The sequence below is a fragment of the Pseudomonas allokribbensis genome (assembly GCF_014863605.1).
Lineage (GTDB): Bacteria > Pseudomonadota > Gammaproteobacteria > Pseudomonadales > Pseudomonadaceae > Aquipseudomonas > Aquipseudomonas allokribbensis.
The window spans coordinates 4,588,510-4,614,997 of record NZ_CP062252.1 but is presented as its reverse complement, the minus strand read 5'-3'; the positions used below and the strand labels follow the sequence as shown (position 1 = coordinate 4,614,997).

Genomic DNA, 26,488 nt, shown 5'->3' with positions numbered 1-26,488 from the left:
TGCGATCTTTTTTTTGGCGGTGTGCTGTCAGCGACGGTTCGCAGTCACGGCATCTGCACGACTGCCCGACACCTTGCGGCAGTGCACCAGCGCATCACGAATCATGAAGTTGACCAGGGTCGGCGAAACGCCGAGTTCCTTGGCAATGTCCTTTTGCGGCACGCCATGCAGACGGTACATCTCGAAGGCGTAGCGGGTGCGGACCGGCAGCTCGGTCAGCGCATCGGCAATGTGTTCCAGGGTCGAGAAGTTGATGTGTGAGGTTTCCGGCGAGGCGCCCTGAATGACCACGTTCAACCCTTCCTCCTCGGGGCCGGCGTACTTCTGCTCCAGCGCCTGTTTGCGGTAGTGATCGATGGCCAGATTGCGCACGATCTGGAACAGATAACTCAGCTGGGCCTTGATCGACGACGTGATCGGCGGCGCCGATTGCAGTCGGAAGAACGCATCCTGCACCACATCTTCGGCGCGTGAACGGCAGCCGGTAATGCGGGCTGCAATCTTGACCAGAATCAGTCGATTGTCGACGAATGCCTGAAGTAGCGGTGAATCGCACCTGCTTGTGGATACTTGTTCCGTCATGGAAATCACCTTGCTGCCAATAGGTTAGTGGGACGCCTGGGGGACGGGGCCGTCCTACACATCGAGCGACAAATTATGTTGAATGATAATGATTGTCAATTGAGAAAGAGAACTAATGATCCATAACGGTGCGATCCGTGAACTGCGACACGCCGCCGCACTCGTCCAAGCGCCCAGCCCCATTGGCGATCCAGCCTGCCGACTAATTATTTCAAGACGTCATCCGTTCTCATTGGTGAATGGTTCCGGGTACACAGCCCCGGCCATACCGCATTCCAATGCCTTGCACGGTCGGCGAAGACCGTGTCCCGCATGCCTTGCACGGGCATGCCGCAGCCAACCCGATTCCACCAGCAAGCCGAATTCAGGCAGGAAACCTCATGACCGACGCGTTCGAACTCCCCAGCACCCTGGTCCAAGCCCTCCAGCGCCGCGCGGCTCTGACGCCGGATCGGCTGGCCTTGCGTTTTCTCGCTGAAACCGAGGAGCAGGCTGTGGTGCTCAGTTACCGCGAACTCGATCAGCGTGCGCGCACCATCGCGGCAGCGTTGCAGGCCGAGGCCGGATTCGGTGATCGCGCGGTGCTGCTGTTCCCGAGCGGCCCGGATTACGTCGCGGCGTTTTTCGGTTGCCTGTACGCGGGCGTGATCGCGGTGCCGGCTTATCCGCCGGAATCGGCCAAGCGTCACCATCAGGAACGCCTGCTGTCGATCATTGCCGACGCCGAACCGCGTCTGCTGCTGGCCAGCGCCGACCTGCGCGACGCCTTGCAGCAAATCGAAGGTGCGCCGCCGCTGTTGTGCGTCGACACCCTCGACGCCTCGCTGGCCGAGCGTTGGGTCGAACCGACCTTGCCGCAAGACCACATCGCCTTCCTGCAATACACCTCCGGCTCCACCGCGCTGCCCAAAGGTGTACAGGTCAGCCACGGCAACCTGGTGGCCAACGAACTGTTGATCCGTCACGGCTTCGGCATCGACGTGAACCCGGACGACGTGATCGTCAGCTGGCTGCCGCTGTACCACGACATGGGCCTGATCGGCGGTCTGCTGCAGCCGATCTTCAGCGGCGTGCCGTGCATCCTGATGTCGCCGGCGTACTTCCTCGGCCGGCCGTTGCGCTGGCTCGAAGCGATCAGCCAATACGGCGGCACCATCAGCGGCGGCCCTGACTTTGCCTATCGACTGTGCAGCGAGCGGGTCAGCGAATCGGCGCTGGAGCGTCTCGACCTGAGCCGCTGGCGCGTCGCCTATTCCGGCTCCGAACCGATCCGTCTCGACACCCTTGAGCGTTTCGCCGAGAAGTTCACTGCGTGTGGTTTCAGCGAAAGCAGTTTCATGGCGTCCTACGGTCTGGCGGAAGCGACCCTGTTCGTCGCCGGCACACCTCGCGGCACGGGCATTCCGGCCCTGCGCGTCGACGATCAAGCCCTGGCACAGAACCGTGCCGAAGTGGGCGAGGGCAGCCCGATCATGAGTTGCGGCATCAGCCAGCCCGATCATGCGGTGCTGATCGTCGAGCCGACCACGCTGGCAGAGTTGGCCGACAACGCCGTCGGTGAAGTCTGGGCCACCGGCCCGAGCATCGCCCACGGCTACTGGCGCAACCCCGAGGCCAGCGCCAAGACTTTCGTCCAGCACGCCGGCCAGACCTGGCTGCGCACCGGTGACCTGGGCTTCATTCGCGACGGCGAACTGTTCATCACCGGTCGCCTGAAGGACATGCTGATCGTACGCGGCCACAACCTCTACCCGCAGGACATCGAGAAGACGGTCGAGAGCGAAGTGGAGGTGGTGCGCAAGGGCCGCGTCGCCGCGTTCGCGGTCAATCAGAATGGCGAAGAAGGCATCGGCATCGCGGCGGAAATCAGCCGCAGCGTGCAGAAAATCCTGCCGCCCGAAGCGCTGATCAAAGCCATCCGTCAGGCGGTGGCCGAGACTTATCAGGAAGCACCGAGCGTGGTGGTGCTGCTCAATCCGGGTGCGTTGCCGAAGACCTCCAGCGGCAAGCTGCAACGTTCGGCCTGCCGCAATCGTCTGGCTGACGGCAGCCTCGACAGCTACGCGGTGTTCCCGTCGGCCACCGCTGAAACCAGCGAATCGACCGCGTCCGCCTCTGAGCTGGAAGCCCTGATCGGCAAGGTCTGGGCCGAGCAACTCAACGTCAAGCAAGTCAACGCCGACGATCACTTCTTCCTGCTCGGCGGCAACTCGATCGCCGCAACTCAGGTGATCGCCAAGGTCCGTGAAGAGCTGGGCCTGGAGCTAAACCTGCGCCTGCTGTTCGAAGCCCCGACCCTGTCTGCGTTCGCCGCTGCCGTGGCGCAACAGCAACAGGACGGCGGCAGCGCCCAGGGCGAAATCACCGCACTGTCGCGCAACGAAGCACTGCCGCAATCGCTGGCGCAAAACCGTCTGTGGATCACCTGGCAACTCGATCCGCACAGCAGCGCCTACAACATTCCCGGCGCCCTGCGCCTGCGCGGCGAACTGGACGAAGACGCATTGCGCGCCAGTTTCCAGCAACTGATCGAACGCCACGAATCCCTGCGCACGCGTTTCTTCGAGCGCGATGGCGTGGCCCTGCAACAGGTCGAAGCGGCGGGCGAGTTCAACCTGCAACTGATCGACATCAGCGATCTGCCGGCCAGCGAACGTGAAGCACGTGCACAACAAATCCGTGAGGACGAAGCCCGCACCCAGTTCGACCTGGAGAAAGGCCCGCTGCTGTGGGTGACCCTGGTTCGCCTCGACGACGAAGATCACCAACTGCTGGTGACGATGCACCACATCATCGCTGACGGCTGGTCGCTGAACGTATTGATCGACGAGTTCTCGCGCCTGTACGCCGCTGCTTCCCAAGGCCAGCGCGCCGAACTCGCGCCGCTGCCCACCCAATACGCCGACTATGGCAGTTGGCAGCGCCAGTGGCTGGCGCAAGGCGAGGGCGAGCGACAACTGGCGTACTGGAAAGCGCAGTTGGGTAATGAGCATCCGACGCTGGAACTGGCGACCGACCATCCACGTTCTGCCAAACAAATTCACAGCGCCACACGCCACAGCGTTCGTCTGGGAATCAGCCTCAGCGACGCCATTCGCCAAACCGCCCAGGCCTATCAATCCACGCCTTTCATGTTGCTGCTCTCGGCTTTCCAAAGCCTGTTGCATCGTTACAGCGGCCAGCGCGACATTCGTATCGGTGTGCCCAACGCCAACCGTCCGCGTCTGGAAACCCAGGGCCTGATCGGCTTCTTCATCAACACTCAGGTACTGCGTGCTGACGTCGATTCGCGTCTGCCGTTCACCGAACTGCTGGCGCAAACCCGTCAGGCTGCGCTCGGTGCTCAGGCGAATCAGGACCTGCCGTTCGAACAACTGCTCGAAGCCTTCCCGCAGGCTCGCGAACAAGGTCTGTTCCAGGTCATGTTCAACCACCAGCAACGCGACCTGAGTGCGCTCAAGCGTCTGCCGGGCGTGCTCGCCGAGGAACTGCCGTGGCACAGTCGCGAGGCCAAGTTCGACCTGCAACTGCACAGTGAAGAAGACCGAAATGGTCGTCTGACGCTGTCCTTCGACTATGCCGATGAGCTGTTCGACGCCGCGACCATCGAGCGTCTCGCCGAGCATTTCAGCAACCTGCTGCGCGCTGTCTGCGAGCGCCCGGATCAGGCAATTGGTGACCTGCCACTGCTGACCGCCGACGAACACACTCAGCAAAACGCGTGGAGCGTCGCCCCATGCACGCCGGCTCAGCAATGGCTGCCGGAACTGCTGAATGAACAGGCCCGTCAGACCCCTGATCGCACCGCCCTGATATGGGACGGCGGCAGCCTCGACTTCGCCGAACTGCACGCCCAGGCCAACCGTCTCGCCCATTACCTGCGCGACAAAGGCGTCGGCCCGGACGTGTGCGTGGCCATCGCCGCCGAGCGTTCGCCGCAACTGCTGATCGGTCTGCTGGCGATCATCAAGGCCGGCGGCGCCTACGTGCCGTTGGACCCGGATTACCCGGCCGATCGTCTGGCCTACATGCTCAGCGACAGCGGCGTCGAACTGCTGCTGACCCAGACTGCATTGCTCGACCGCTTGCCGGCCAGCGAAGGCGTCAGCGTGATCGCCATGGACACCCTGCACCTGGAAAACTGGCCGAGCCAGGCACCGGGTCTGCACCTGCACGGCGACAACCTCGCCTACGTGATTTACACCTCCGGCTCCACCGGCCAGCCGAAAGGCGTGGGCAACACTCACGCGGCGCTGGCCGAACGTCTGCAATGGATGCAGAACACCTATCGCCTGAACGACACCGACGTGCTGATGCAAAAGGCGCCGATCAGTTTCGACGTGTCGGTGTGGGAATGCTTCTGGCCGTTGATCACCGGCGCGCGCCTGCTGATCGCCGGCCCCGGTGAACACCGCGATCCGCATCGCATCGCGCAGTTGGTTCAGCAGTACGGCGTGACCACGCTGCACTTCGTGCCGCCGCTGCTTTCGCTGTTCATCGATGAACCGTTGAGCGCCGAGTGCACCAGCCTGCGCCGGGTGTTCTCTGGCGGTGAAGCACTGCCGGCGGAGCTGCGCAACCGCGTGCTGGCGCAACTGCCGACGGTGCAACTGCACAACCGTTATGGCCCGACTGAAACCGCGATCAACGTCACCCACTGGCATTGCACGGTGGCCGATGGCGAGCGTTCGCCGATTGGCCGTCCGCTGGGCAACGTGGTTTGCCGTGTGCTCGACAGCGATCTCAACCCAGTGCCGGCCGGTGTGCCGGGTGAGCTGTGCATCAGCGGCATCGGCCTGGCCCGTGGTTATCTCGGCCGCCCGGCGCTGACCGCCGAACGTTTCGTGGTCGATCCGCTGGGTGAGCAGGGTGCGCGTCTGTACCGCACCGGTGACCGCGCGCGCTGGACCAACGATGGCGTGATCGAATACCTCGGCCGCCTCGATCAGCAGGTCAAACTGCGCGGCTTCCGCGTCGAGCCGGAAGAAATCGAAGCCCGTCTGCTCGCTCAGGAAGGCGTGGCCCAGGCCGCCGTGCTGGTGCGTGAAACCGTCGCCGGCCCGCAATTGATCGGCTACTTCACCGCCACCGATGCCAATGAAGATCAGGACGCGCAGATCGCTCGCCTGAAAACCGCACTGGCTGCCGAGCTGCCGGAATACATGGTCCCGGCGCAACTGATGCGTCTGGACGCAATGCCCCTGAGCCCGAGCGGCAAACTCGACCGCCGCGCCTTGCCCGAGCCGCAATGGCAGGTGCGCGAACACGTCGAACCGGTCACCGAGCTGGAACAACAGATCGCCGCGATCTGGCGCGAAGTGCTGGGCCTGAAACAGGTCGGCCTGCGTGACGACTTCTTCGCCCTCGGCGGTCACTCGCTGCTGGCCACGCAAATCATTTCCCGCACCCGTCAGGCCTGCGACGTCGAATTGCCGCTGCGTGCCTTGTTTGAACACAGCGAACTGGGTGATTTCGCCGAACAGATCCGCCAGATCCAGGCCAGCGGCCGCACCAACAAACAGCCGCCGATCGACAAGGTTGATCGCAGCAAACCGGTGCCGTTGTCCTATTCCCAGCAGCGCATGTGGTTCCTCTGGCAGATGGAACCGGACAGCCCGGCGTACAACGTCGGCGGCATGGCGCGCCTGCGTGGCGTTCTGGATGTCGGGCGTTTCGAAGCAGCGTTGCAAGCGCTGATCCTGCGCCACGAAACCCTGCGCACCACGTTCCCGAGTGTCGATGGTGTGGCCCGTCAGCAGGTGCATGCCGAGACCGGCGTGCGCATGGACTGGAAGGATTTCTCGAAATTCGCCGCTGATGTGCGCGAGCAGAAAGTCCAGCAACTGGCCGACGATGAAGCGCATTTGCCGTTCGATCTGGAGACCGGCCCGCTGCTGCGCGCCTGTCTGGTCAAGACTGCCGAGCACGAGCATTACTTCGTCCTGACCCTGCACCACATTGTCACCGAAGGCTGGGCGATGGACATCTTCGCCCGGGAATTCAGCGCGCTGTACGAAGCGTTCGTCGATGACCGCGACTCGCCGCTGGAGCCGCTGCCGGTACAGTACCTCGACTACAGCGTGTGGCAACGCAACTGGCTGGAGTCCGGCGAGCGTCAGCGTCAGCTCGACTACTGGACCGCACAACTGGGTCGCGAACACCCACTGCTGGAATTGCCGGGCGACCGTCCGCGTCCACCGGTGCAAAGTCACCAGGGTGAACTGTTCCGTTTCGACCTCAGCGATGACCTTGCCGCTCGCGTTCGGGCGTTCAACGCGCAGAACGGTCTGACCCTGTTCATGACCATGACCGCAGCACTTGCAACGTTGCTCTATCGCTACAGCGGCCAGACCGATCTGCGCATCGGCGCGCCCGTGGCCAACCGTATCCGTCCGGAAAGCGAAGGGCTGATCGGTGCATTCCTCAATACCCAGGTGCTGCGTTGCCAGCTCGACGGCCAGATGTCGGTCGGCGAATTGTTCGAGCAGGTGCGTCACACCGTGATCGAAGGCCAGTCCCATCAGGACCTGCCGTTCGATCATCTTGTTGAAGCTTTGCAGCCACCGCGCAGCGCGGCGTACAACCCGCTGTTCCAGGTGATGTGCAACGTGCAGCGCTGGGAATTCCAGCAGAGCCGCATGCTCGCCGGGATGACTGTCGAATACCTGGCCAACGATGCGCGGGCGACCAAGTTCGACCTCAACCTGGAAGTCACCGACCTCGACCATCGCCTCGGTTGCTGCCTGACTTACAGCACCGACTTGTTCGATGAACCAACCATCGCGCGCATGGCCAGACATTGGCGCAACCTGCTGGAAGCGCTGATCGCCGACCCTCAACAGCGCCTCAGCGAATTGCCATTGCTCGATGCGCCTGAGCAACAACAATTGCTCGACAGCCTTGGCGTCGAACCGGGCGAGCGTCGTCTCGATCAATGCATTCATCACCTGTTCGCCGAGCAGGCACTGGCGCGCAAAGATGCGCCGGCCCTGACTTTTGCCGGGCAGACCCTGAGCTACGCCGAACTCGACGCCCGCGCCAATCGTCTGGCCTGGGCCCTGCGCGAGCGCGGTGTCGGCCCGCAAGTGCGGGTCGGTCTGGCGCTGGAGCGTTCGCTGGAAATGGTCGTCGGCCTGTTGGCGATCCTCAAGGCCGGCGGTGCCTACGTGCCGCTGGACCCGGAATACCCACTCGACCGCCTGCATTACATGATCGAAGACAGCCGCGTCGGCCTGCTGCTCAGCGACCGGGCGATGTTCAAAGCCCTCGGCGAGCTGCCGTCGAACGTGGCGCGCTGGTGCCTGGAAGACGACAGCGCAGCGCTGGCCGATTACCCGGCCACCGAGCTGCCATTTATCAGCCTGCCGCAGCATCAGGCGTACCTGATTTACACCTCGGGCTCCACCGGCAAGCCGAAAGGCGTGGTGGTGTCCCACGGTGAAATCGCCATGCACTGCCAGGCGGTGATTGAGCGTTTTGGCATGCGTGCGGACGATTGTGAACTGCACTTCTATTCGATCAACTTCGACGCCGCCACCGAGCGTCTGCTGGTGCCGCTGCTCAGCGGTGCGCAGGTGGTACTGCGTGCGCAAGGACAGTGGGACGCGGAAGAAATCTGCGGCCTGATTCGCGAACATCGGATCAATATCCTCGGCTTCACCCCGAGCTACGGCAGCCAGTTGGCGCAGTTCCTCGCGACGCAAAACGACATCCTGCCGGTGCGCATGATCATCACCGGCGGCGAAGCGCTGACCGGTGAACACCTGCAACGGATTCGCGCGGCGTTCAAGCCGAGCCTGTTCTTCAACGCCTACGGCCCGACCGAAACCGTGGTCATGCCGTTGGCCAGTCTGGCGCCGGAAGTATTGGAAGAGGGCGCCGGCAGCGTGCCGATCGGCAGCGTGATCGGTGATCGTGTGGCCTACATACTCGACGCCGATCTGGCACTGGTGCCGCAAGGCGCGACCGGTGAGTTGTTCGTCGGCGGCGCCGGCCTGGCCCAGGGTTATCACGACCGTGCGGGCATCAGCGCCGAGCGTTTTGTCGCCGACCCGTTTGCCGCCAATGGCGGGCGCATGTACCGCACCGGCGACCTGGTGCGCCAGCGCGCCGATGGTCTGGTGGAATACCTCGGGCGGATCGACCATCAGGTGAAGATCCGTGGTTTCCGGATCGAACTGGGCGAGATCGAAACCCGCCTGCTCGATCACGCTTCAATCCGCGAAGCGGTGGTGCTGGCGCTGGATGCGCCGAGCGGCAAGCAACTGGTCGGCTATCTCGTGACCGAGGTCGCTTCGCGAAGCGAAGCCGAGCAAGCAGAACTGCGCGAAGCCCTCAAGACGCATCTGAAGACGCAATTGCCGGACTACATGGTGCCGACGCATTTGATTCTGTTGGCCAGCATGCCGCTGACCGCCAACGGCAAGCTCGACCGCCGCGCCTTGCCGGCGCCGGATCCGGAGCTCAATCGTCAGGATTACGTGGCGCCAAGCAACGAGCTGGAGCAGACCCTCGCGCAGATCTGGTGCGAAGTGCTCAACGTCGAGCAGGTCGGCCTCAACGACAACTTCTTCGAACTGGGCGGCGACTCGATCCTGTCGATTCAGGTGGTCAGCCGTGCGCGGCAGCAGGGCATTCACTTCAGCCCTCGCGATCTGTTCCAGCACCAGACTGTGCAGACGCTGGCCGCTGTCGCCAGTCGCAGTAAAACCGTGACCGCCGAACAAGGTCTGGTCTCCGGCGAATCGCGTCTGACGCCGATCCAGCACTGGTTCTTCGACACCGAGATTCCCGAGCGTCAGCACTGGAACCAGGCGTTGTTGCTGGAGCCGACGGCGACGCTGGAACCGCATCGTCTGGAACAGGCGTTGCTGGCCGTGATCGAGCAGCATGACGCCTTGCGCCTGCGCTTCACCGAGGCCAACGGCGTATGGCAAGCGACCCATCAACCGGTCACCGATGCCGCCGTGCTGTGGCAGGTTCGCGTGCCATCGATGGACAAGTGCGCCGCACTGTTCGCCGATGCCCAGCGCAGCCTCGATCTGGAGCAGGGTCCGCTGGTGCGCGCCTTGTTGATTGACGGGCCGGAGGGTCAGCAACGACTGTTCATCGCGATTCATCACCTGGTGGTCGACGGTGTGTCGTGGCGCGTACTGCTCGACGATCTGCAAACCGTGTATCGCCAGCTCGACGCCGATCAGTCGGTGAAACTGCCGGCGAAAACCAGCGCCTTCAAGGACTGGGCGGCACGCTTGCAGGCCTACGCCGGCAGTGAATCCCTGCGTGAAGAACTGAGCTGGTGGCAGGCGCAACTGGCTGGCCCGAATGCCGATTTGCCGTGCGAACGCCCTGAGGGTGGCCGCGAGAATCGCCATGCGCAAACCGTCAGCGTGCGTCTGGATGCAGAAAAAACCAAACAACTGCTGCAGCAGGCACCGAGCGCCTATCGCACGCAGGTCAACGACTTGTTGCTGACTGCGCTGGCCCGCGTGCTGTGCCGCTGGAGCGGTCAGCCGTCAGCGCTGATTCAACTGGAAGGCCACGGCCGCGAAACCCTGTTCGACGAGATCGACCTGACCCGCACCGTCGGCTGGTTCACCAGCGCTTATCCGCTGCGCCTGACCCCGCACAACATCGAAGAAGCCGCCGGGCAGGGCGCTTCGATCAAGGCGATCAAGGAACAACTGCGCGCCGTTCCGCACAAAGGCCTCGGTTATGGTGTGCTGCGTTATCTGGCCGATGACGTCAGCCGTCAGAGCATGGCAGCGTTGCCGAACGCACCGATCACCTTCAACTACCTCGGCCAGTTCGACCAGAGTTTCGGCAGCGATGCGCTGTTCCGTCCGCTGGATGAATCGGTCGGTGCCGCCCACGATCCGCACGCACCGTTGCCGAACGAGTTGAGCGTCGACAGTCAGGTGTACGGCGGGGAACTGCTGCTGCGCTGGACCTTCAGCGCCGAACGTTACGACGCCCAGACCATCAACGACTTGGCCGATGCCTACGTCGGTGAGTTGCAGAGCCTGATCGAACATTGCCTGCAGGACGAGGCCGGTGGTTTGACGCCATCGGACTTCCCGCTGGCGAAACTGACCCAGGCGCAACTCGACGCACTGCCGGTGCCGGCGGCGCACATTGAAGATGTGTACCCGCTGACCCCGATGCAGGAAGGCATGCTGCTACACACCTTGCTGGAGCCGGGCACCGGTCTGTACTACATGCAGGATCGCTATCGCATCAACAGCGAACTCGACCCCGAGCGTTTCGCCCAGTCGTGGCAAGCGGTGATCGCCCGTCATGAAGCGCTGCGTGCGTCGTTCTGCTGGAACGTCGGCGAAGACATGCTGCAAGTGATCCACACACCGGGTCACACGCCGATCGAGTACCTGGACTGGAGCGCCATCGCTGACGCCGAGCAGGAGCCGAAGCTGCAAGCGCTGCTCAAGGCCGAGCGCGAAGCCGGGTTCGATCTGCTCAATCAGGCACCGTTCCACCTGCGTCTGATCAAGGTTGGCGCGGCGCGCTACTGGTTCATGATGAGTAACCACCACATCCTGATCGATGCCTGGTGCCGCTCGCTGCTGATGAACGATTTCTTCGAGATCTACACCGCTCTGGGCGAAGGTCGCGAAGCGCAATTGGCGGTGCCGCCGCGCTACCGCGATTACATCGGCTGGCTGCAACGCCAGAGCCTGGCCGAGGCGCGTCAGTGGTGGCAGCAGAACCTGCAAGGGTTCGAGCGCACCACGCCGATCCCGAGCGACCGTCCGTTCCTGCGTGAACACGCTGGCGAAAGCGGCGGCATGATCGTCGGCGACCGCTACACCCGCCTCAATGTCGAGGATGGCGCCCGTCTGCGCGAGTTGGCCCAGGCCCATCAACTGACCATCAACACCTTCGCCCAAGCGGCGTGGGCACTGGTGCTGCGACGCATGAGCGGTGATCGCGACGTGCTGTTCGGCGTGACCGTGGCCGGGCGTCCGGTGGAGATGCCGGAGATGCAACGCACCGTCGGCCTGTTCATCAACAGCATCGCGCTGCGGGTGCAGATCCCGGCGGACGATCAGCGGGCCAGTGTGCGTCAGTGGCTGAGCGGTCTGCTCGACAGCAACATGCAACTGCGCGAGTACGAATACCTGCCGCTGGTGAACATCCAGGAGCAAAGCGAGCTGCCGAAAGGCCAGCCGCTGTTCGACAGCCTGTTCGTGTTCGAAAACGCCCCGGTGGAAGTCTCGGTGCTGGATCGGGCGCAGAGCCTCAACGCGACGTCGGACTCGGGCCGTACCCACACCAACTTCCCGTTGACGGCGGTGTGCTACCCGGGCGACGACCTCGGTCTGCACCTGTCTTACGACCAGCGTTACTTCGACGAGTCGACCATCGAGCGCATGCTCGGCGAGTTCAAGCGTCTGCTGCTGGCGCTGGTCGACGGCTTCCATGGCGACATGGCTGACCTGCCGCTGCTGGGCTTTGATGAACAGGACTTCCTGCTCCACGGCTGCAACCAGAGTGAGCACGACTATCCGCTGGAGCAGAGCTACGTCGAACTGTTCGAAGCACAGGTCGCGCAACATCCGCAACGCATTGCCGCCAGTTGCCTCGATCAGCAGTTGAGCTACGAGCAACTGAACCACAACGCCAACCGTCTCGGCCATGCACTGGTTGCGGCCGGGGTGCAGATGGATCAACCGGTGGCGCTGCTGGGCGAGCGCAATCTGGATCTGCTGGGCATGATCATCGGCAGCTTCAAGGCCGGTGCCGGTTACCTGCCGCTGGATCCGGGCCTGCCGAGCCAGCGTCTGCAACGCATCATCGAGCTCAGTCGCACGCCGGTGCTGGTGTGCACCGAGGCTTGCCGTGAACAGGCGACGACCTTGCTGGATGAATTCAGCTGCGCCAACCGTCCACGCCTGTTGGTGTGGGAAGAGGTTCAGGCGGGCGCGGTGTCGTCGGCGAATCCGGGCATCTTCAGCGGCCCGGACAACCTGGCCTACGTGATCTACACCTCGGGCTCCACCGGTTTGCCGAAGGGCGTGATGGTCGAGCAGCGCGGCATGCTCAACAACCAGTTGAGCAAGGTGCCGTACCTGAATCTGAGCGACGCCGATGTGATTGCCCAGACCGCTTCGCAAAGCTTCGACATTTCGGTCTGGCAGTTCCTCGCCGCGCCGCTGTTCGGTGCGCGGGTGGACATCGTGCCGAACACCATCGCCCATGATCCGCAAGGCTTGCTGGTGCATGTGCAACAGCAGGGCATCACCGTGCTGGAAAGCGTGCCGTCGTTGATCCAGGGCATGCTCGCTTCGGATCGCCTGAGCCTCGACGGGCTGCGCTGGATGTTGCCGACCGGTGAAGCGATGCCGCCGGAACTGGCGCACCAATGGCTGCTGCGTTATCCGGACATCGGTCTGGTCAACGCCTATGGCCCGGCGGAGTGCTCAGACGATGTGGCGTTCTTCCGTGTCGATCTGGCGTCGACTCGCGGCAGTTACCTGCCGATCGGTACGCCGACCGACAACAACTTGCTGTACCTGCTCGATGGCGCGCTGGATCTGGTGCCGCTGGGTGCGGTGGGCGAGTTGTGCGTGGCCGGCACCGGTGTCGGTCGTGGTTATGTCAGCGATCCGCTGCGCACCGCGCCGGTGTTCGTGCCGAATCCGTTCGGTGCGCCGGGCGAGCGTCTGTATCGCACCGGTGACCTGGCGCGCCGTCGCAGCGACGGGGTGCTGGAATACGTCGGCCGGGTCGACCATCAGGTGAAGATTCGCGGTTACCGGATCGAGCTGGGTGAAATCGAGGCGCGTCTGCACGAGCAACCGGAAGTCCGTGACGGGGCGGTCGGCGTGCAGGAAGGCATCAACGGCAAGCATCTGGTCGGCTACCTGGTGGCCGCAGATTCCGCACTGAGTCAGAGCGAACGGCTGGAGCGGATCAAGCAGCGCCTGCGCGCCGAACTGCCGGAATACATGGTGCCGCTGCACTGGTTGTGGCTCGACCGGTTGCCGCTCAATGCCAACGGCAAACTCGACCGCAAGGCCTTGCCGGCGCTGGAGATCGGCCAGTTGCAGAGTCAGGATTACCTGGCACCGCGCAGCGAACTGGAGCAGACCCTGGCCGATATCTGGGCCGAGGTGCTGAAGGTCGAGAAGGTCGGGGTCCGCGACAACTTCTTCGAACTCGGCGGCCACTCGCTGCTCGCCACACAAATCGCCTCGCGAGTGCAGAAAACCCTGCAACGGGATGTGCCGCTGCGAGCGATGTTCGAGTGCAGCACGGTGGAGGAACTGGCCGAGTACATCGAAGGGCTGGCGGCCAGTGACATTACCGAAGAGAAGGTGGATCGGTTGAATGATCTGATGGCGGCGCTGGAAGGTTTGTAGTCTTCAGCGCCTGTGCGTTCAACACATTTCAACCGGTACATTCACGTACATTTCCAAGGTTGACGATCGAGAACCGGCAGCTCAGGCTGCCGGTTCTCTTTTTTTGTCGCGGGGGTAGTCGATGCCTTTCTTCACGGTGGACGGACAAGCACTTCATTACATTGATCAAGGCACAGGCCCGGCGGTGTTGCTGGCCGGCAGTTACCTGTGGGATCAGGCCATGTGGGCACCGCAGATCGCTGCGTTGTCGCCTCACTATCGGGTGATTGCGCTGGATCTGTGGGGCCATGGTGAATCGGGGCGTTTGCCTGAAGGCACCACGTCTCTGGATGACATCGCACGTCAGGCGCTGGCGTTGCTCGATCATCTGGAGATTGACCGGGTGACACTGGTCGGGTTGTCGGTCGGCGGCATGTGGGGCGTGCGCCTCGCTCTGTCGGCACCGCAGCGGCTCAACGGTCTGGTACTGATGGACACCTACGTCGGCGTCGAACCGGAACCGACCCGTCAGTATTACTTTTCCCTGTTCAAGCAGATTGAAGAAAGCGGTGAGATCTCCGAGCAGTTGCTCGATATCGTGGTGCCGATCTTCTTCCGTCCGGGCATCGATCCGCAGTCTGCGCTGTATCAGGATTTCCGCGCAAAACTCGCCGGTTATTCCGCTGATCGCCTGCGTCAAAGCATCGTGCCGATGGGGCGCATCACGTTTGGCCGTGATGACCTGTTGCCGCGTCTGGGCGAGCTGAATGCGGCGACCACACTGGTGGTCTGCGGCGATCAGGACAAACCCCGTCCACCGTCGGAAGCCAAGGAAATGGCCGAGCTGATCGGCTGCCCGAGTGTGCTGGTGCCCGAGGCCGGGCATATCTCCAATCTGGAGAATCCGGAGTTTGTGACGGAGGTGTTGTTCAGCTTCCTGGCGGAGCGCCATTAACAAGATCGCCGCGTGTCGCAGCTTTTACAGGGGGGTGTGTTTCCTGTAGGCGCTGCGACGCGCGGCGATCTTTTGGTCCTGCTTATTTCGGCCCGAGAATCTTCGCCAGCTTGTCCGGCGTCGGCGCGCCTTGCTGTTGTTGCAGCTCACCCTTGTCGTCCATGTAGAAGATCGCTGGGGTGGCCTGTAATTCCAGGTCCTCCATCAACTGCATGTTCGCTGCGAGTTTGGTCTGCACGGCGGCCGGAATGTTCTTCAAGGCCTTGAGCGTGCTGGCTGTGCCGGCCTTTTCGTGATCTTCAAGGGCTTTGGCTGGGTCTTTGGCGGCCAGCAGCGCGGCGGATTTGGCCGGGCTGTCTTCGCGGATGATGCCGACCATGATGTGGCGCAACTGCACCTTGCCGGCCTTGACCCATGGGCGGGCCTGTTCCCAGAACATGTTGCAGTACGGGCAGTTCGGGTCGCTGAACAGGTACACCGTGCGCGGTGCATCCTTGTTGCCGTCCTGAATCCAGTTGCTGGCCTCGAACTTGGCCCAGACTTCCTTGGCCATTGGCGCGTAGACAAGTTTTTGCAGCGGTGCGCTGCTCAGGTCGTTGCCGTCGGCGTCGTACAGGTTGCCCAACAACACGTGCTTGCCGTCCGGCGTCAGGTACAGCGCCATGCCGCGGTTCTGGTATTGCGCGGCGTAGCCACGCAGGCCGTCGGGCGCGTCGAACTGGCCGACGATTTTTGCGCCCTTGGCTTCGATCTTCTTGATCGCGTCAGGCAATTCTTCAGCGGCCTGCACCGACGGCAAGTGCAGCAGGGCAGCGCCCAGAGTCAGCGTCAGCAGGTGGCGGAGGCGGGGCATGGCAGTTTCCTTGCAGAGGTGGCCGGTGCGGCGTTCGTATTCGGATTGGGGATGTCGAAGTTTTCCAGGGCTCGAGCCAGACTGGCGTTCGACAACTCGCCCAGATGACTGGCCAGCAATTGACCGTCAGGGCTGTAGAACAGCGTAGTCGGCAATGCCATGGAACCCACGGCCTGGCCCAGATGACCGCTGCGATCGAACAGCACGTTGTTCAGGCTCAGGCCCTGGGTTTCGAGGAAGGTCGCGACGCTTTGCATGCTTTCGGCCTGATTGACGAACAGGAACGTCAGGTCCGGGCGTTGCTGCTGGGCGTTTTCCAGTACCGGCATTTCGCGGCGGCATGGCGGGCACCAGGTGGCCCACAGGTTGATCACCAGCGGGCCGCCCTGATAGTCGGCGAGTTTCACGGTTTCCCCGGCGGCGTTGCGCAGGGTGATGTCCGGCAGACGTGTGCCTTGCTCGTAGAGGCTCAGCGACAGGGTGGCCAGCAACCAGAATGCCACGCCACTGACCACGCCGAACCCCAACGGTCGACGCAAACCCGGCCGCCGCCAGCCGCGATACAGCGCTGCCAGCAGCAATACGATCACCCCCGGCCAAGCGAGAAAACCACCGTCGCGCAGGTCGATGATCTGCCACGGATCGTTGCGGTAATGTCCCCAGTACACGGCAACAAACGCGACGCGCGCCGCGAGCATCCCGAGCAGGAACAGGCTGAACAGCGCCGACTCGGGGTTATCGCCACCGCGCTTGGCCACCCGCCAGCCGACGAAGGTCGCCAGCGCCAGGGCGCTGATCAGCAACAGGTGGTTAAGCGCAATGGCAAAGGTGCCGAGGGTGAAAGTCAGCATTAAAGGGCGTCTCGGGTGGTGGTCCAGTGTTGCAGGAAGGTGTCGGCATCGACCTCGCCGGTGATGCGCTGGCTGCGGCGCTCTTCACCGTCGGTACCGATCCACACAAAACTCGGTGGCCCTGGCACTTTGTAGCGGCCGAGCAGTTCGCGGCTGCCGGCATTGTCATCAGTGACGTCGAGGCGCAGCAAACGCACTTCGCTCAGGGCCTGCATTACCCGCGCCTGGCCAAATACCTTTTTCTCCATGACTTTGCACGACGTGCACCAGTCGGCGTAGTAATCGAGCAGCACCCATTGGCCCTGAGCCTTGGCGGTGTCGAGTTCGCGCTGCAGGGCGGCTGGGTCCTTGATCGTAATGAATGCTTCGTGACCGTTGGGTGCAACCGTGCCGGTGCGTCCGGCGCTGTAGACCTGCAACGGCTGGAACGGATCATCGCTGCCGCCCGCTGCACCCACGACCAGCAAACTGCCCCACAGACCCAGCAACAGCGAGCTGGCACCGAACAACTGGGCGACACGGCCGAAGCCTTCGGACTGTTTCCAGGCGCTGTAGGCCGCGATCAGCAGCAGCGCGCCGCACAGCGCAAGCCACAGCGACGAGTCCAGCACCGGACGCAGCATCAGCACCGCCGTGCCGAGGAACAGGAAACCGAATATGCCTTTGAGCAGGTTCATCCAGGCGCCGGGTTTCGGCAGGAAACGATTACCGACCGTCACCAGCACCAACAGCGGGATGCCGATACCGATGCCGAGGGCAAACAGGATCAAGCCACCGTGCAGCGCATTGCCGCTTTGCGCGATGTAGAGCAGGGCACCGGCCAGCGGCGCGGTCATGCACGGCCCGACCAGCAGACCGGACAACGCGCCCAACACACCCGCGCCGACCAGGCTGCCGCCGCTGCGACTGCGCGAGGCGTGCTCCAGTCGATCACGCAGGGCGACCGGCAATTGCAGTTCAAAGAAACCGAACATCGGCAGCGCGAGGATCACAAATACGATTGCGAAAGTGCCCAGCAGCCATGGGTTTTGCAGCCACGCCTGAAGGTTCGCGCCCAACAGGGACGCGATGACGCCCATTGCCGCGTACACCAGCGCCATGCAAACCACATAGCTGCTGGCCAGCGCAAAACCACGACGTGGCGTGGCACCGCTGCCAACCACCATACCGGCCAGAATCGGCAACATCGGCAACGAGCACGGCGCAAAGGCCAGCAACAGGCCGAGACCGAAGAACACCAGCAGGCTCCAGCCCAGCGAGTGCTGTTGCAGGCCGCTGGCCAGCGCTTGATCCTGTGCCTCATCCGTCGCCGCAGCGGCCGCTTTGCCACCGAGGTCGATCACGCGAGTCTGTGGTGGATAGCACAGGCCGGCATCGGCGCAGCCCTGATAACTGACCTTGATCTGGCCTTTGGCTGCTGCAGGAATTTTCAGTTCGAGGCCCTGGCGATAGACCGGTTGCTCGCCGAAATACTCGTCACTGTGGGATTCGCCTTCGGGCAGCGCTGGGGCGTTTTCCGCCGCCAGTCCGTCGAATTTCAGGCGTTTCTGATACAGGTAGTAACCGTCGGCGATTTGCCAGAACAGTTGGGTTTCGCCGGAATCCAGACGTTCGGACGTCAGCACGAAGGCCTTGTCGACCGGGAGAAATTCCGGTTTTGTCGCAAAGGGATCGTTCCCTGCCTGGGCCAGACCCGAAATCAACAGTGCAAACAATAAAAAAATATGACGCATGGAGGAGCCTTGTCCCTGTGCAAGTGATGAGCACAATGGGCGGCGGCGATTAACCGATGATTAACCGCGGCACCCTTGTCGCTGTGGCGTTCGGGGCATAATGTCAGCTTAATCGGCCAACCGCCTAATCGGCATTTTTCTACGGGACTCACCATGCACGTACTGGTTTGTGAAGACGATGAGTTGATCGCCAGTGGCATCGTCGCTGGGCTGACGGCCCAGGGCTTGACGGTCGAACACGTCAACACCGCCTCCAAGGCGCGGGCGATCCTCAAGGTTGCCGAATTCGACGTGATGGTGCTCGACCTCGGTTTGCCGGACGAAGATGGTCTCAAGCTGCTGCAACAGCTGCGCCAGCAGGGCCTGGAGATTCCGGTGCTGATCCTCACTGCGCGGGATTCGGTCACCGACCGGGTCGACGGTTTGCAGTCCGGCGCCGACGATTACCTGCTCAAGCCGTTCGATTTGCGCGAACTGTTCGCTCGTCTGCAAACCCTGCTGCGCCGCGTGGCCGGGCGCAGCGTCAACCTGATCGAGCACGGCGCGCTGACTTACGACCCGAGCAGCCGCGAAACCACTCTGGCGGGCCGTTCGGTGGACCTGTCCCGTCGCGAACAATCCCTGCTGCAAGCCTTGCTGCACAACCGTGGCCGGGTGCTGTCCACCGAGCAATTGAAGGACAGCGTCTACGGTTTCAACGATGAACTGGAAAGCAACGCGCTCAACGTGCACATCCACCACCTGCGCAGCAAACTGGGTAAAGGCATCGTTGAAACCGTGCGAGGCCTCGGTTATCGCCTGGGCCCGGCCGATGGTGGAGAACCTGACAAGTGATGAGTCTGCGCCTGCGCCTGAGCCTGACCCTCGGCGCCGCATTCGCGCTGATCTGGGCCTTGGCGGCGGCCTGGATGCTCAGCGACCTGCGCAACCAGATGATGTTTTCCCTCGACCAGCGGCTGGTGGCTTCGGCGCGGATGGTCGCCGGGTTGCTGGAGCAATTGCCGGCGATACCGAGCAAAGGCGAGGGCACTCACTTCAGCGCCGAACAACTGAATATTCCCGGCGGCATGGCCTGTCAGGTCAGCTCGTTGCGCGGCGAAATCCTCGCCCGCAGCCACAACAATCCGGAACAGGCACTGGAAGCCCAGAAAATGGGCTTCCATGACCAGATGATCGACGGCGCACCGTGGCGCACGTTCACCCTGGCCCGGGGCGATGTGCGCATCACTACCGCTGACCGGGTGATCGAGCGTGAAGCCTTGAACATGTCGATCCTGCTGGCGGCTTCGGTGCCGGTGGGTGTGGCGCTGCTTGGCTGCCTGTGCCTGCTGTGGCTGGGGATCGGTCAGGGGCTGGCGCCGCTCAATCGCTTGCGCGAAGCCCTGATGCGGCGCAATGCCGACTCGCTCGAACCGTTGCAGTTGCAATCATTCCCCAGCGAACTGAAACCGCTGCTTGAAACTCAGAACCAACTGTTCCAGCGCATCGGCAAGACCATCGAGCGCGAACGTCGCCTGACCGGTGACGCCGCCCATGAACTGCGCAGCCCGCTGACGGCGATCAAGACTCACCTGCAAGTGGCGCGCATGACCGAAGGCAGTGCCCGCGACCAGTCTTTGGCCCGGGCCGAGGAGGGCGCCGATCGCTTGCATCGCACCCTCGAGCAATTGCTGTTGCTGGCCCGGGTCGAGGGCAGTCTGTCGTTCGACGACGGCGTGCAGTGCAGCGCCGAGCAAGTGGCGAAACTGGCGATTCAGGACTCTGCCAGCGGCGAGCGTCAACGGATCAAACTGCATCTGCCCGAAAAGTTGTCCGGCGCGCCTCTGCAAATGCCGGCAGTGTTGTCGATCGCGGCCTTGCGCAATCTGCTCGATAACGCCCTGCGCCATACCCCGACGGAAGGCGCCGTGGAGCTGAGCCTGGAAACCACCGGCAACCGCGTGCGCTTCGTGGTGCGCGATCATGGGCCGGGGATTGCACCGGACGATCTGCAACACCTGACCCAACGCTTCTGGCGCAACGGCCAGAGCACCGGCTGCGGGCTCGGGCTGGCGATTGTCCAGGCAATCGTCCAGCGCTGTGCCTGCACCCTGCATTTCGACAGTCGCCCGGATGGCTTGCGGGTCGAGCTGACCATGCCGCTGCAACCGGCCTGAGCCCGGCACATCAAATGTAACCTCTCTCCATTGGTCATCGGCCGGCCACGACGCTATTGTCGCCCCAGCCTTTGACTCAATGGATTGAGGGAAACAGCGCCATGGATGCATCCATCTACATTTGCCCGGCCACCCCGGCTGATGCCGGCATCATCAGCCGCATCATCGAGCGTTCGATCCGCGTCGGTTGTGCGCTCGACCATCGTAACGACCCCCACCTTGTCGATGCCTGGATCCGCCAGCAATCGCCGGAACACATCAGTGCCTGGCTCACCGATCCACAGCGCTATCTGAACATCGCCCTGATGCAGGGCCGACCGGTGGGCGTCGGTATGGCGCTGGCCGACGGCGATGTCACCCTTTGTCATGTGCAGCCGGAATGGTTTCGCCGGGGCGTCGGCCGGGCCCTGATGACTGACCTTGAAGGCTGGCTGCTGACTCGCGGCAGCCCCCGTTCCGTGCTCACCAGCACCCGCACCGGTGAAGCCTTTTATCGGCGTCTGGGGTATCGCGAATCGGCGCCGCCGCTCATTCGCCACGGCATGCGCAGCCTGCCGATGCACAAGTCGCTGCCGCTGTCGGCATGACAACTCGCTCAAGGGTGTAAATCCTTGAGGGGCTGGTGCGTTTCCAGAACAGGAAAACCTGCATGTGCGCCCCGCGACCGGAACGCGCACCTGTGCGGTGTGCAGTTTTGGTCACTATCCATAGCGAATTGAGGGGTCGAGAGATGTCAGTCGCCACCAGCCTTATCGAAGAGTCGTCGGCCCGGATCGCCTCCGCGCCGGCGGAAACGCTGTATCAGTTCAATGAATCGCCGCTGCTGGCCCGCCAGAGCCAGCAAGAGTCCAATGCCCGCAGCTACCCGCGGCGCATTCCCCTGGCGCTGAAGCGTGCCAAGGGCCTGTATGTCGAAGACGTTGAAGGCCGCACGTTCATCGATTGCCTGGCCGGTGCCGGCACCCTGGCGCTGGGGCACAACCACCCGGTGGTAATCGAAGCCATCCAGCAGGTGCTGGCCGATGAGCTGCCGCTGCACACCCTCGACCTGACCACGCCGGTGAAGGATCAATTCGTTCAGGACCTGTTCGGGTTGCTGCCTCCAGCATTGGCCAAGGAAGCGAAAATCCAGTTCTGCGGCCCGACCGGCACCGACGCAGTGGAAGCCGCGCTGAAACTGGTGCGCACCGCCACTGGCCGCAGCACTGTGCTGTCGTTCTCCGGCGGTTACCACGGCATGAGCCAGGGCGCGTTGAGCCTGATGGGCAGCCTGGGGCCGAAAAAACCGCTGGGTGCGTTGCTCAGCAATGGCGTGCAGTTCATGCCGTTCCCGTACGACTACCGTTGCCCGTTCGGCCTCGGTGGCGCGGCGGGCGTGAAGGCCAACCTGAGTTACCTGGAAAACCTGCTCAACGACCCGGAGGCCGGGGTGCAATTGCCGGCGGCGGTGATCGTCGAGGCGGTGCAGGGCGAGGGCGGTGTGATTCCGGCGGACATCGAGTGGCTGCGCGGTCTGCGTCGTATCACCGAAAAGGCGGGTGTTGCACTGATCGTCGACGAGATCCAGAGCGGTTTCGCCCGCACCGGCAAGATGTTCGCCTTCGAGCACGCCGGCATCACCCCGGACGTGGTCGTGCTGTCCAAAGCCATCGGCGGCAGCCTGCCGCTGGCGGTGGTGGTTTACCGCGACTGGCTCGACACCTGGCAGCCGGGCGCCCACGCCGGTACGTTCCGTGGCAATCAGATGGCGATGGCCGCCGGTTCCGCGGTGATGCGTTACCTGGTCGAGCACAAGGTCTGCGAACACGCCGCCGCCATGGGCGAACGCCTGAGCGAGCACCTGCGCATCCTGCAGCGTGACTTCCCGCAACTGGGCGACATTCGTGGTCGTGGCCTGATGCTCGGCGTCGAGCTGGTCGATCCGAACGGTGCGCCGGATGCGCTGGGCCATCCACCGGCTTTCGCCCGTCTGGCGCCGCTGGTACAGCGCGAATGCCTCAAGCGTGGCCTGATTCTGGAATTGGGCGGGCGCCATGGCGCGGTGGTGCGGTTCCTGCCGCCGCTGGTGATCACCGCCGCTGAAATCGACCGCGTCGCCGAGATCTTCGGCCGTGCACTGAGCGCCGCGACCGCTGCCCTGTAAATTTTTCGCCGCGCCGAACGTTCCTTCTACATACCCGGCTGCACCCACCGTGCAGCCCACCCCTACAACGATGGAGACACAGCATGACGTCAGTATTCGACCGCGAGGACATCCTCTTTCAGGTCGTGGTCAACCACGAAGAGCAGTACTCGATCTGGCCGGATTACAAGGCCATTCCGGAAGGCTGGCGCACCGTGGGCAAGAGCGGCCTGAAAAAGGAATGCCTGGCCTACATCGAAGAAACCTGGACCGACATGCGTCCGCTGAGCCTGCGCCAGAAGATGGAAGCGCAAACGGCTGCACAGTAAGTCACCGGCCAAAAAGAAACCCGCTGGACTGGAAACAGTCAGCGGGTTTTTTTATGTCCGGAGGTTCGGTATTACGCGCCGCTCAAACCTTTGAGCAGCGCATCCACATTCCCTTCCAGTTCAGCCACTGGATCCGCCGCATCGGTGCTCAGAACCAGCAGACGGCTGCCCGACTCGGCAATCGCTGCTTTCACCGCGTCCGACGGTTGCCGATGGTGCAGCACCACCGCCACGTCGTTGTCCTTGAGCGTGGCGGTCAATTTCTTCAGATCTTCCGGTGTCCATTCGGCGTCCGGTCGCGGGTCCTGTCCGATCAACTCCAGATTCAGACTGCCGATCAGATAGCCGAAGTGATCGCTCAGGCTCATCACGCTCAGATTGTCGGCACTGGCCAGGCGCGCTTCGCTGTCGGCGCTGAGTTTCAGCAGGCGCTGTTTCAGTGCGGCCAGGTTGGCTTCGATCTTCGGTTTGTCCTTCGGTGCCAGGCGCACCAGGTCCGCCGCCATCACGTCGGCCATGCGCCCCATGTTGTTGCTGGCCAGCCACGGCTGGCTGTTCAGGCCATCGACGTTCAGCCCCGGTTGCACGGCGATGCCGGGCAGGGCGCCGTCCACCGGGCGGGCGGCATCGACTTCGACGATGCGGATGTTGCTGCGTCGGGCAATCGGGTACAGCGGATCATCGGCCCACAGCGAGCGCACGCCGATCACCGCATCGGCGCCGGTGGCCAGTTTGCTCAGCTCTGGAGCACCGCGTCCGGTGAAGTACGCGGTCTGGCGGCTGCCCGGCAGATTCGCCGGCGCTGCGCGTTCGAGGCTGATGTCGGTGCCCTTGAGCAGCACTTCACCCAGACCGTAGGTGATTGGCAACGAGGCCAGCACCCGCAGCGGTTTGGCGCTTTCGGCGGCGAATACGGTGGTCGTGGTCACGCTGCACAAGGCGATGGCCAGGGTCAGTTGTCGCAGTGAGAAAGACATTTATCCAAGGTTCCCTTTCAGACTGGGGACGACGCCCCGGGCAATGGCGGCGAGGGCGAAGCCGATACCGGCGACCAAGATGATCGCGGCGCCGGACGGAATCGGCAGGTCGAACACGATGGGCGCGAGAATCCCGCACAGCGTACTGACCGTGGCGATCAGCACCGAGCACCAGAAAAAGCCCTTGAGCGACTGGCTGAGCAAACGAGCCGCCGCTGCCGGAATCACCAGCAGCGCGCCGACCAGAATCGCGCCAATGACTTTTACCGCCGCGACGGTGATCAGGGTCACCAGAATCACGAACAGGTAATCCAGAGTCTTCACGGCAACACCGCGCACCGCTGCCAGTTGTGGGTTGAAACTGGCGAGCATGATGCGGTTGTACAGCGGCAAGGTCAGGGCCATCACCAGCGAACCGACGATGGCCAGCACCGCCAGATCATTGCCGTTGACCGTCAGCACCGAGCCGAACAGCACGTTTTCCAGAATGTGCACGTTGATCTTGCCCGCCAGGATCAGCAGCAGGCTGGCACCCAGCGCCAGGGACACCGACAGGAACACGCCGATCAGCGTGTCCGGGGCCAGGCCGGTACGGTTGCGCAGGTAGTTGAGCAGAATGCCGAACAACAGGCAGTAGCCGAACAGGCTGCCGTACGGCCCGGTGTAGGGCTCGCCGAGCAGGATGCCGATGGCCACGCCGGTCAGTGCCGCGTGGCCGACTGCCTCGGAGAAAAACGCGAAGCGCTTGACCACCACCAGTGTGCCGAGGCCGCCGAGCACCGGGCCGATCAACAGGCCGGCGAGCAGTGCGTTGACCACAAAACCGTAGGCCAGGGCTTCCGGCAGGTAACCGGAGGTGGCCCAGCCCTGCACCATCAAACGAAAGGCTTCGTAACTCATCAGGCAGCGCTCCGTGGATGGGTCGAGAACAGGGTCAGCAGACGTTCCGGGGTCAGGGCCTGTTGCGGCGTGGCGTCGAACAGCACTCGGCGGTTGAGGCCGGTGACGCGATTGGCCAGGCGCCCGACGGCTTCCAGATCGTGTTCGATCCACAGCACGGTGATGCCTGCCGCGCGCCAGTCGCCGAGCAGGCGTTCGAACACCTGGATCCCGGCTTCGTCGAGGGCCGACATCGGTTCATCGAGCACCAGCAATTGCGGGGCGGGGATCAGGCCCTGGGCAAGCAGCACCCGCTGGCGCTCACCGCCGGACAGCGCGCCCATCCGGCGCTTGCGTTTGTCCTGCATGCCGACCCGCTCCAGCGCCTCACCGATGGCGCCGGCGTAGCGTTTGCTCAGGCCGAGAAACGCCGGTCGACGCTGACACATGGCAGCCATGAAATCATCGACGGTCATTGGCAGGCCCCGATCGAACTCCAGCGCCTGCGGTACGTAGCCGATGGTGCCGGGCTCGCCGGGCCATTGCAGGCTGAGCCGGCCCTGATGCGGCATCTGCCCGAGCAGGGTCTTGATCAGCGAACTCTTGCCGCCGCCGTTGGGGCCCACCAGTGCGTGCACGCTGCCGGGCTGCACCTGGAAGGTCACCTTATCCAGAATCGTCGTGCGACCCAGCGTCAGGCTGACTTCCGAAAAATCCAGAGTCGGGCCACTGCTGATGATTGATAGGTTTTCCTGAGCCGTCATGCGCCGGACTCCTGAATCGCCCGAACCACGGTGTTGAGGTTGCCGGTCATTTCCTTTTCGTACTTGTCGGCGGTGTATTCGCCGTAGGAAATGTGCGACAGCGGGTAAAGCTTCACACCGGATTCGCGCTGAATGGTTTCAACGTAAGTGGACGGGAAATCCATCTCGGAGAAGATCACTTTCACGTCCAGTTCCCGCAGTTGATCGATGGTTTTCTTCAACTGGCTCGGGCTTGGTTCGATGCCATGGGCCGGCTCGACCACCGCCGTCACCTCCAGGCCGAACTCGCGCAGCAGGTAGTCGTAAGCGGCGTGCACCGTGGCGACCCGCAGTTCGGCGTTCGGCGCCTGGGTCAGTTTGGCCAAGGCATCGGCGCGCATCTGCCGCAGGCGTTTGCCGTAGGCGCGGGCGTTCTGCGTGTAGGTTTTGGCGTTATCCGGGTCGAGCTTGCCGAGTTCCCGGGCGATGTTGTTGACCTGAGCAATCGAGGCACTGATCGACAGGAAGGTGTGCGGGTTCACCACTTTGCCGGCACCGCGCGCCGCGACCCCGGTGGCGGCCAGCAGCGGCACGTTCTCGTTGGCTTCGATGGTCTTGATGTTCGGTGTTTCGCTGGCGGCGATCATGCGGTCGGCGAAGTCGTCATGGCCGACGCCGTTGAGCACGATCACGTCCAGCCCGCTGATGCGCTTGATGTCTTCGGCACGGGGTTCGTAGGCGTGCGGGTTGAAGCCGGCGGGAATCAGCGGCACGACGTCGGCCTTGTCGCCGACGATGTTCGCCACATAGCTGTAATAAGGGTGCAGGGTGATGCCGATGCGCAGACGTTTGGCCGGATCGGCGCTGGCCAGCGGGCTCAGCAGGCAGGCGCACAGGCCGATCAGCAGCAGGCGCAGGAAAGGACGGCGTTGAGATGAACTAGGCATGGG

General features: G+C 63.2%; 15 protein-coding genes. 7 read left to right on the top strand and 8 right to left on the bottom strand.

Annotation, left to right across the window (positions count from 1 at the left end; translation table 11 throughout):
• Nucleotides 1-27: 27 nt before the first annotated feature.
• A complete protein-coding gene (locus IF199_RS20985) occupies nucleotides 28-582 on the bottom strand; it encodes an RNA polymerase factor sigma-70 (RefSeq protein ID WP_096821112.1) in 555 nt (184 codons plus the stop codon).
• A 380-nt stretch (nucleotides 583-962) separates the two neighbouring features.
• On the opposite strand from IF199_RS20985, the gene IF199_RS20980 reads away from it, so the two are divergent.
• Nucleotides 963-13,961, top strand: a complete 12,999-nt coding sequence (locus IF199_RS20980; protein WP_192558613.1) for a non-ribosomal peptide synthetase — start codon at nucleotides 963-965, stop codon at nucleotides 13,959-13,961.
• Between the two features lie 121 nt (nucleotides 13,962-14,082).
• Nucleotides 14,083-14,895 (top strand): alpha/beta fold hydrolase, encoded by an 813-nt coding sequence (locus tag IF199_RS20975; protein ID WP_192558612.1) that lies wholly within the window; start codon nucleotides 14,083-14,085, stop codon nucleotides 14,893-14,895.
• An 82-nt stretch (nucleotides 14,896-14,977) separates the two neighbouring features.
• On the opposite strand, the gene dsbG is transcribed toward IF199_RS20975, so the two are convergent.
• From dsbG to dsbD, 3 genes are read right to left on the bottom strand one after another with little or no spacing between them, the layout of a single operon-like run.
• Nucleotides 14,978-15,748: a thiol:disulfide interchange protein DsbG gene (gene dsbG / locus IF199_RS20970; protein WP_192558611.1), complete on the bottom strand. Its 771-nt coding sequence runs from the start codon at nucleotides 15,746-15,748 to the stop codon at nucleotides 14,978-14,980.
• Entirely contained in the window at nucleotides 15,724-16,599 is an 876-nt protein-coding gene (locus IF199_RS20965) for a TlpA disulfide reductase family protein (RefSeq protein ID WP_102620420.1), read from the bottom strand. The genes dsbG and IF199_RS20965 overlap by 25 nt, the downstream gene beginning before the upstream one ends.
• Nucleotides 16,599-18,332, bottom strand: coding sequence for a protein-disulfide reductase DsbD (gene dsbD, locus IF199_RS20960; protein ID WP_192558610.1), 1,734 nt, complete (start codon nucleotides 18,330-18,332; stop codon nucleotides 16,599-16,601). The genes IF199_RS20965 and dsbD overlap by 1 nt, the downstream gene beginning before the upstream one ends.
• A gap of 153 nt (nucleotides 18,333-18,485) precedes the next feature.
• Here dsbD and IF199_RS20955 point away from each other — a divergent pair, with 153 nt between their 5' ends.
• From IF199_RS20955 to IF199_RS20935, 5 genes are all read left to right on the top strand, one after another.
• Nucleotides 18,486-19,166: a response regulator gene (locus IF199_RS20955; protein WP_085607085.1), complete on the top strand. Its 681-nt coding sequence runs from the start codon at nucleotides 18,486-18,488 to the stop codon at nucleotides 19,164-19,166.
• Nucleotides 19,166-20,488 (top strand): ATP-binding protein, encoded by a 1,323-nt coding sequence (locus tag IF199_RS20950; protein ID WP_096821118.1) that lies wholly within the window; start codon nucleotides 19,166-19,168, stop codon nucleotides 20,486-20,488. The genes IF199_RS20955 and IF199_RS20950 overlap by 1 nt, the downstream gene beginning before the upstream one ends.
• 101 nt (nucleotides 20,489-20,589) lie before the next feature.
• Nucleotides 20,590-21,075 carry a GNAT family N-acetyltransferase gene (locus IF199_RS20945; protein WP_192558609.1) on the top strand — a complete coding sequence of 162 codons (486 nt, stop codon included), beginning with the start codon at nucleotides 20,590-20,592 and terminating at the stop codon, nucleotides 21,073-21,075.
• A 143-nt stretch (nucleotides 21,076-21,218) separates the two neighbouring features.
• On the top strand, nucleotides 21,219-22,631 hold the full coding sequence (locus tag IF199_RS20940; protein ID WP_102620417.1) for an aspartate aminotransferase family protein: 1,413 nt from the start codon (nucleotides 21,219-21,221) through the stop codon (nucleotides 22,629-22,631).
• Nucleotides 22,632-22,714: 83 nt separating this feature from the next.
• A complete protein-coding gene (locus IF199_RS20935) occupies nucleotides 22,715-22,939 on the top strand; it encodes an MbtH family protein (RefSeq protein ID WP_192558608.1) in 225 nt (74 codons plus the stop codon).
• Between the two features lie 71 nt (nucleotides 22,940-23,010).
• Here the strand turns inward: IF199_RS20935 and IF199_RS20930 are convergent, their stop codons facing one another.
• The 4 genes from IF199_RS20930 to IF199_RS20915 are packed head-to-tail and all read right to left on the bottom strand — an operon-like array spanning nucleotide 23,011 to nucleotide 26,485.
• The gene (locus IF199_RS20930) at nucleotides 23,011-23,916 is read right to left on the bottom strand and encodes a metal ABC transporter substrate-binding protein (protein ID WP_192558607.1); all 906 of its coding nucleotides are present in this window, start codon (nucleotides 23,914-23,916) and stop codon (nucleotides 23,011-23,013) included.
• Complete coding sequence (locus IF199_RS20925) at nucleotides 23,917-24,816, bottom strand: metal ABC transporter permease (protein WP_192558606.1); 900 nt, start codon at nucleotides 24,814-24,816, stop codon at nucleotides 23,917-23,919. It abuts the gene before it with no gap.
• Nucleotides 24,816-25,559 (bottom strand): metal ABC transporter ATP-binding protein, encoded by a 744-nt coding sequence (locus tag IF199_RS20920; RefSeq protein ID WP_192558605.1) that lies wholly within the window; start codon nucleotides 25,557-25,559, stop codon nucleotides 24,816-24,818. Before IF199_RS20920 ends, IF199_RS20925 begins: the two co-directional genes overlap by 1 nt.
• Entirely contained in the window at nucleotides 25,556-26,485 is a 930-nt protein-coding gene (locus tag IF199_RS20915; RefSeq protein WP_102620413.1) for a metal ABC transporter substrate-binding protein, read from the bottom strand. The genes IF199_RS20920 and IF199_RS20915 overlap by 4 nt, the downstream gene beginning before the upstream one ends.
• Nucleotides 26,486-26,488: the final 3 nt, after the last annotated feature.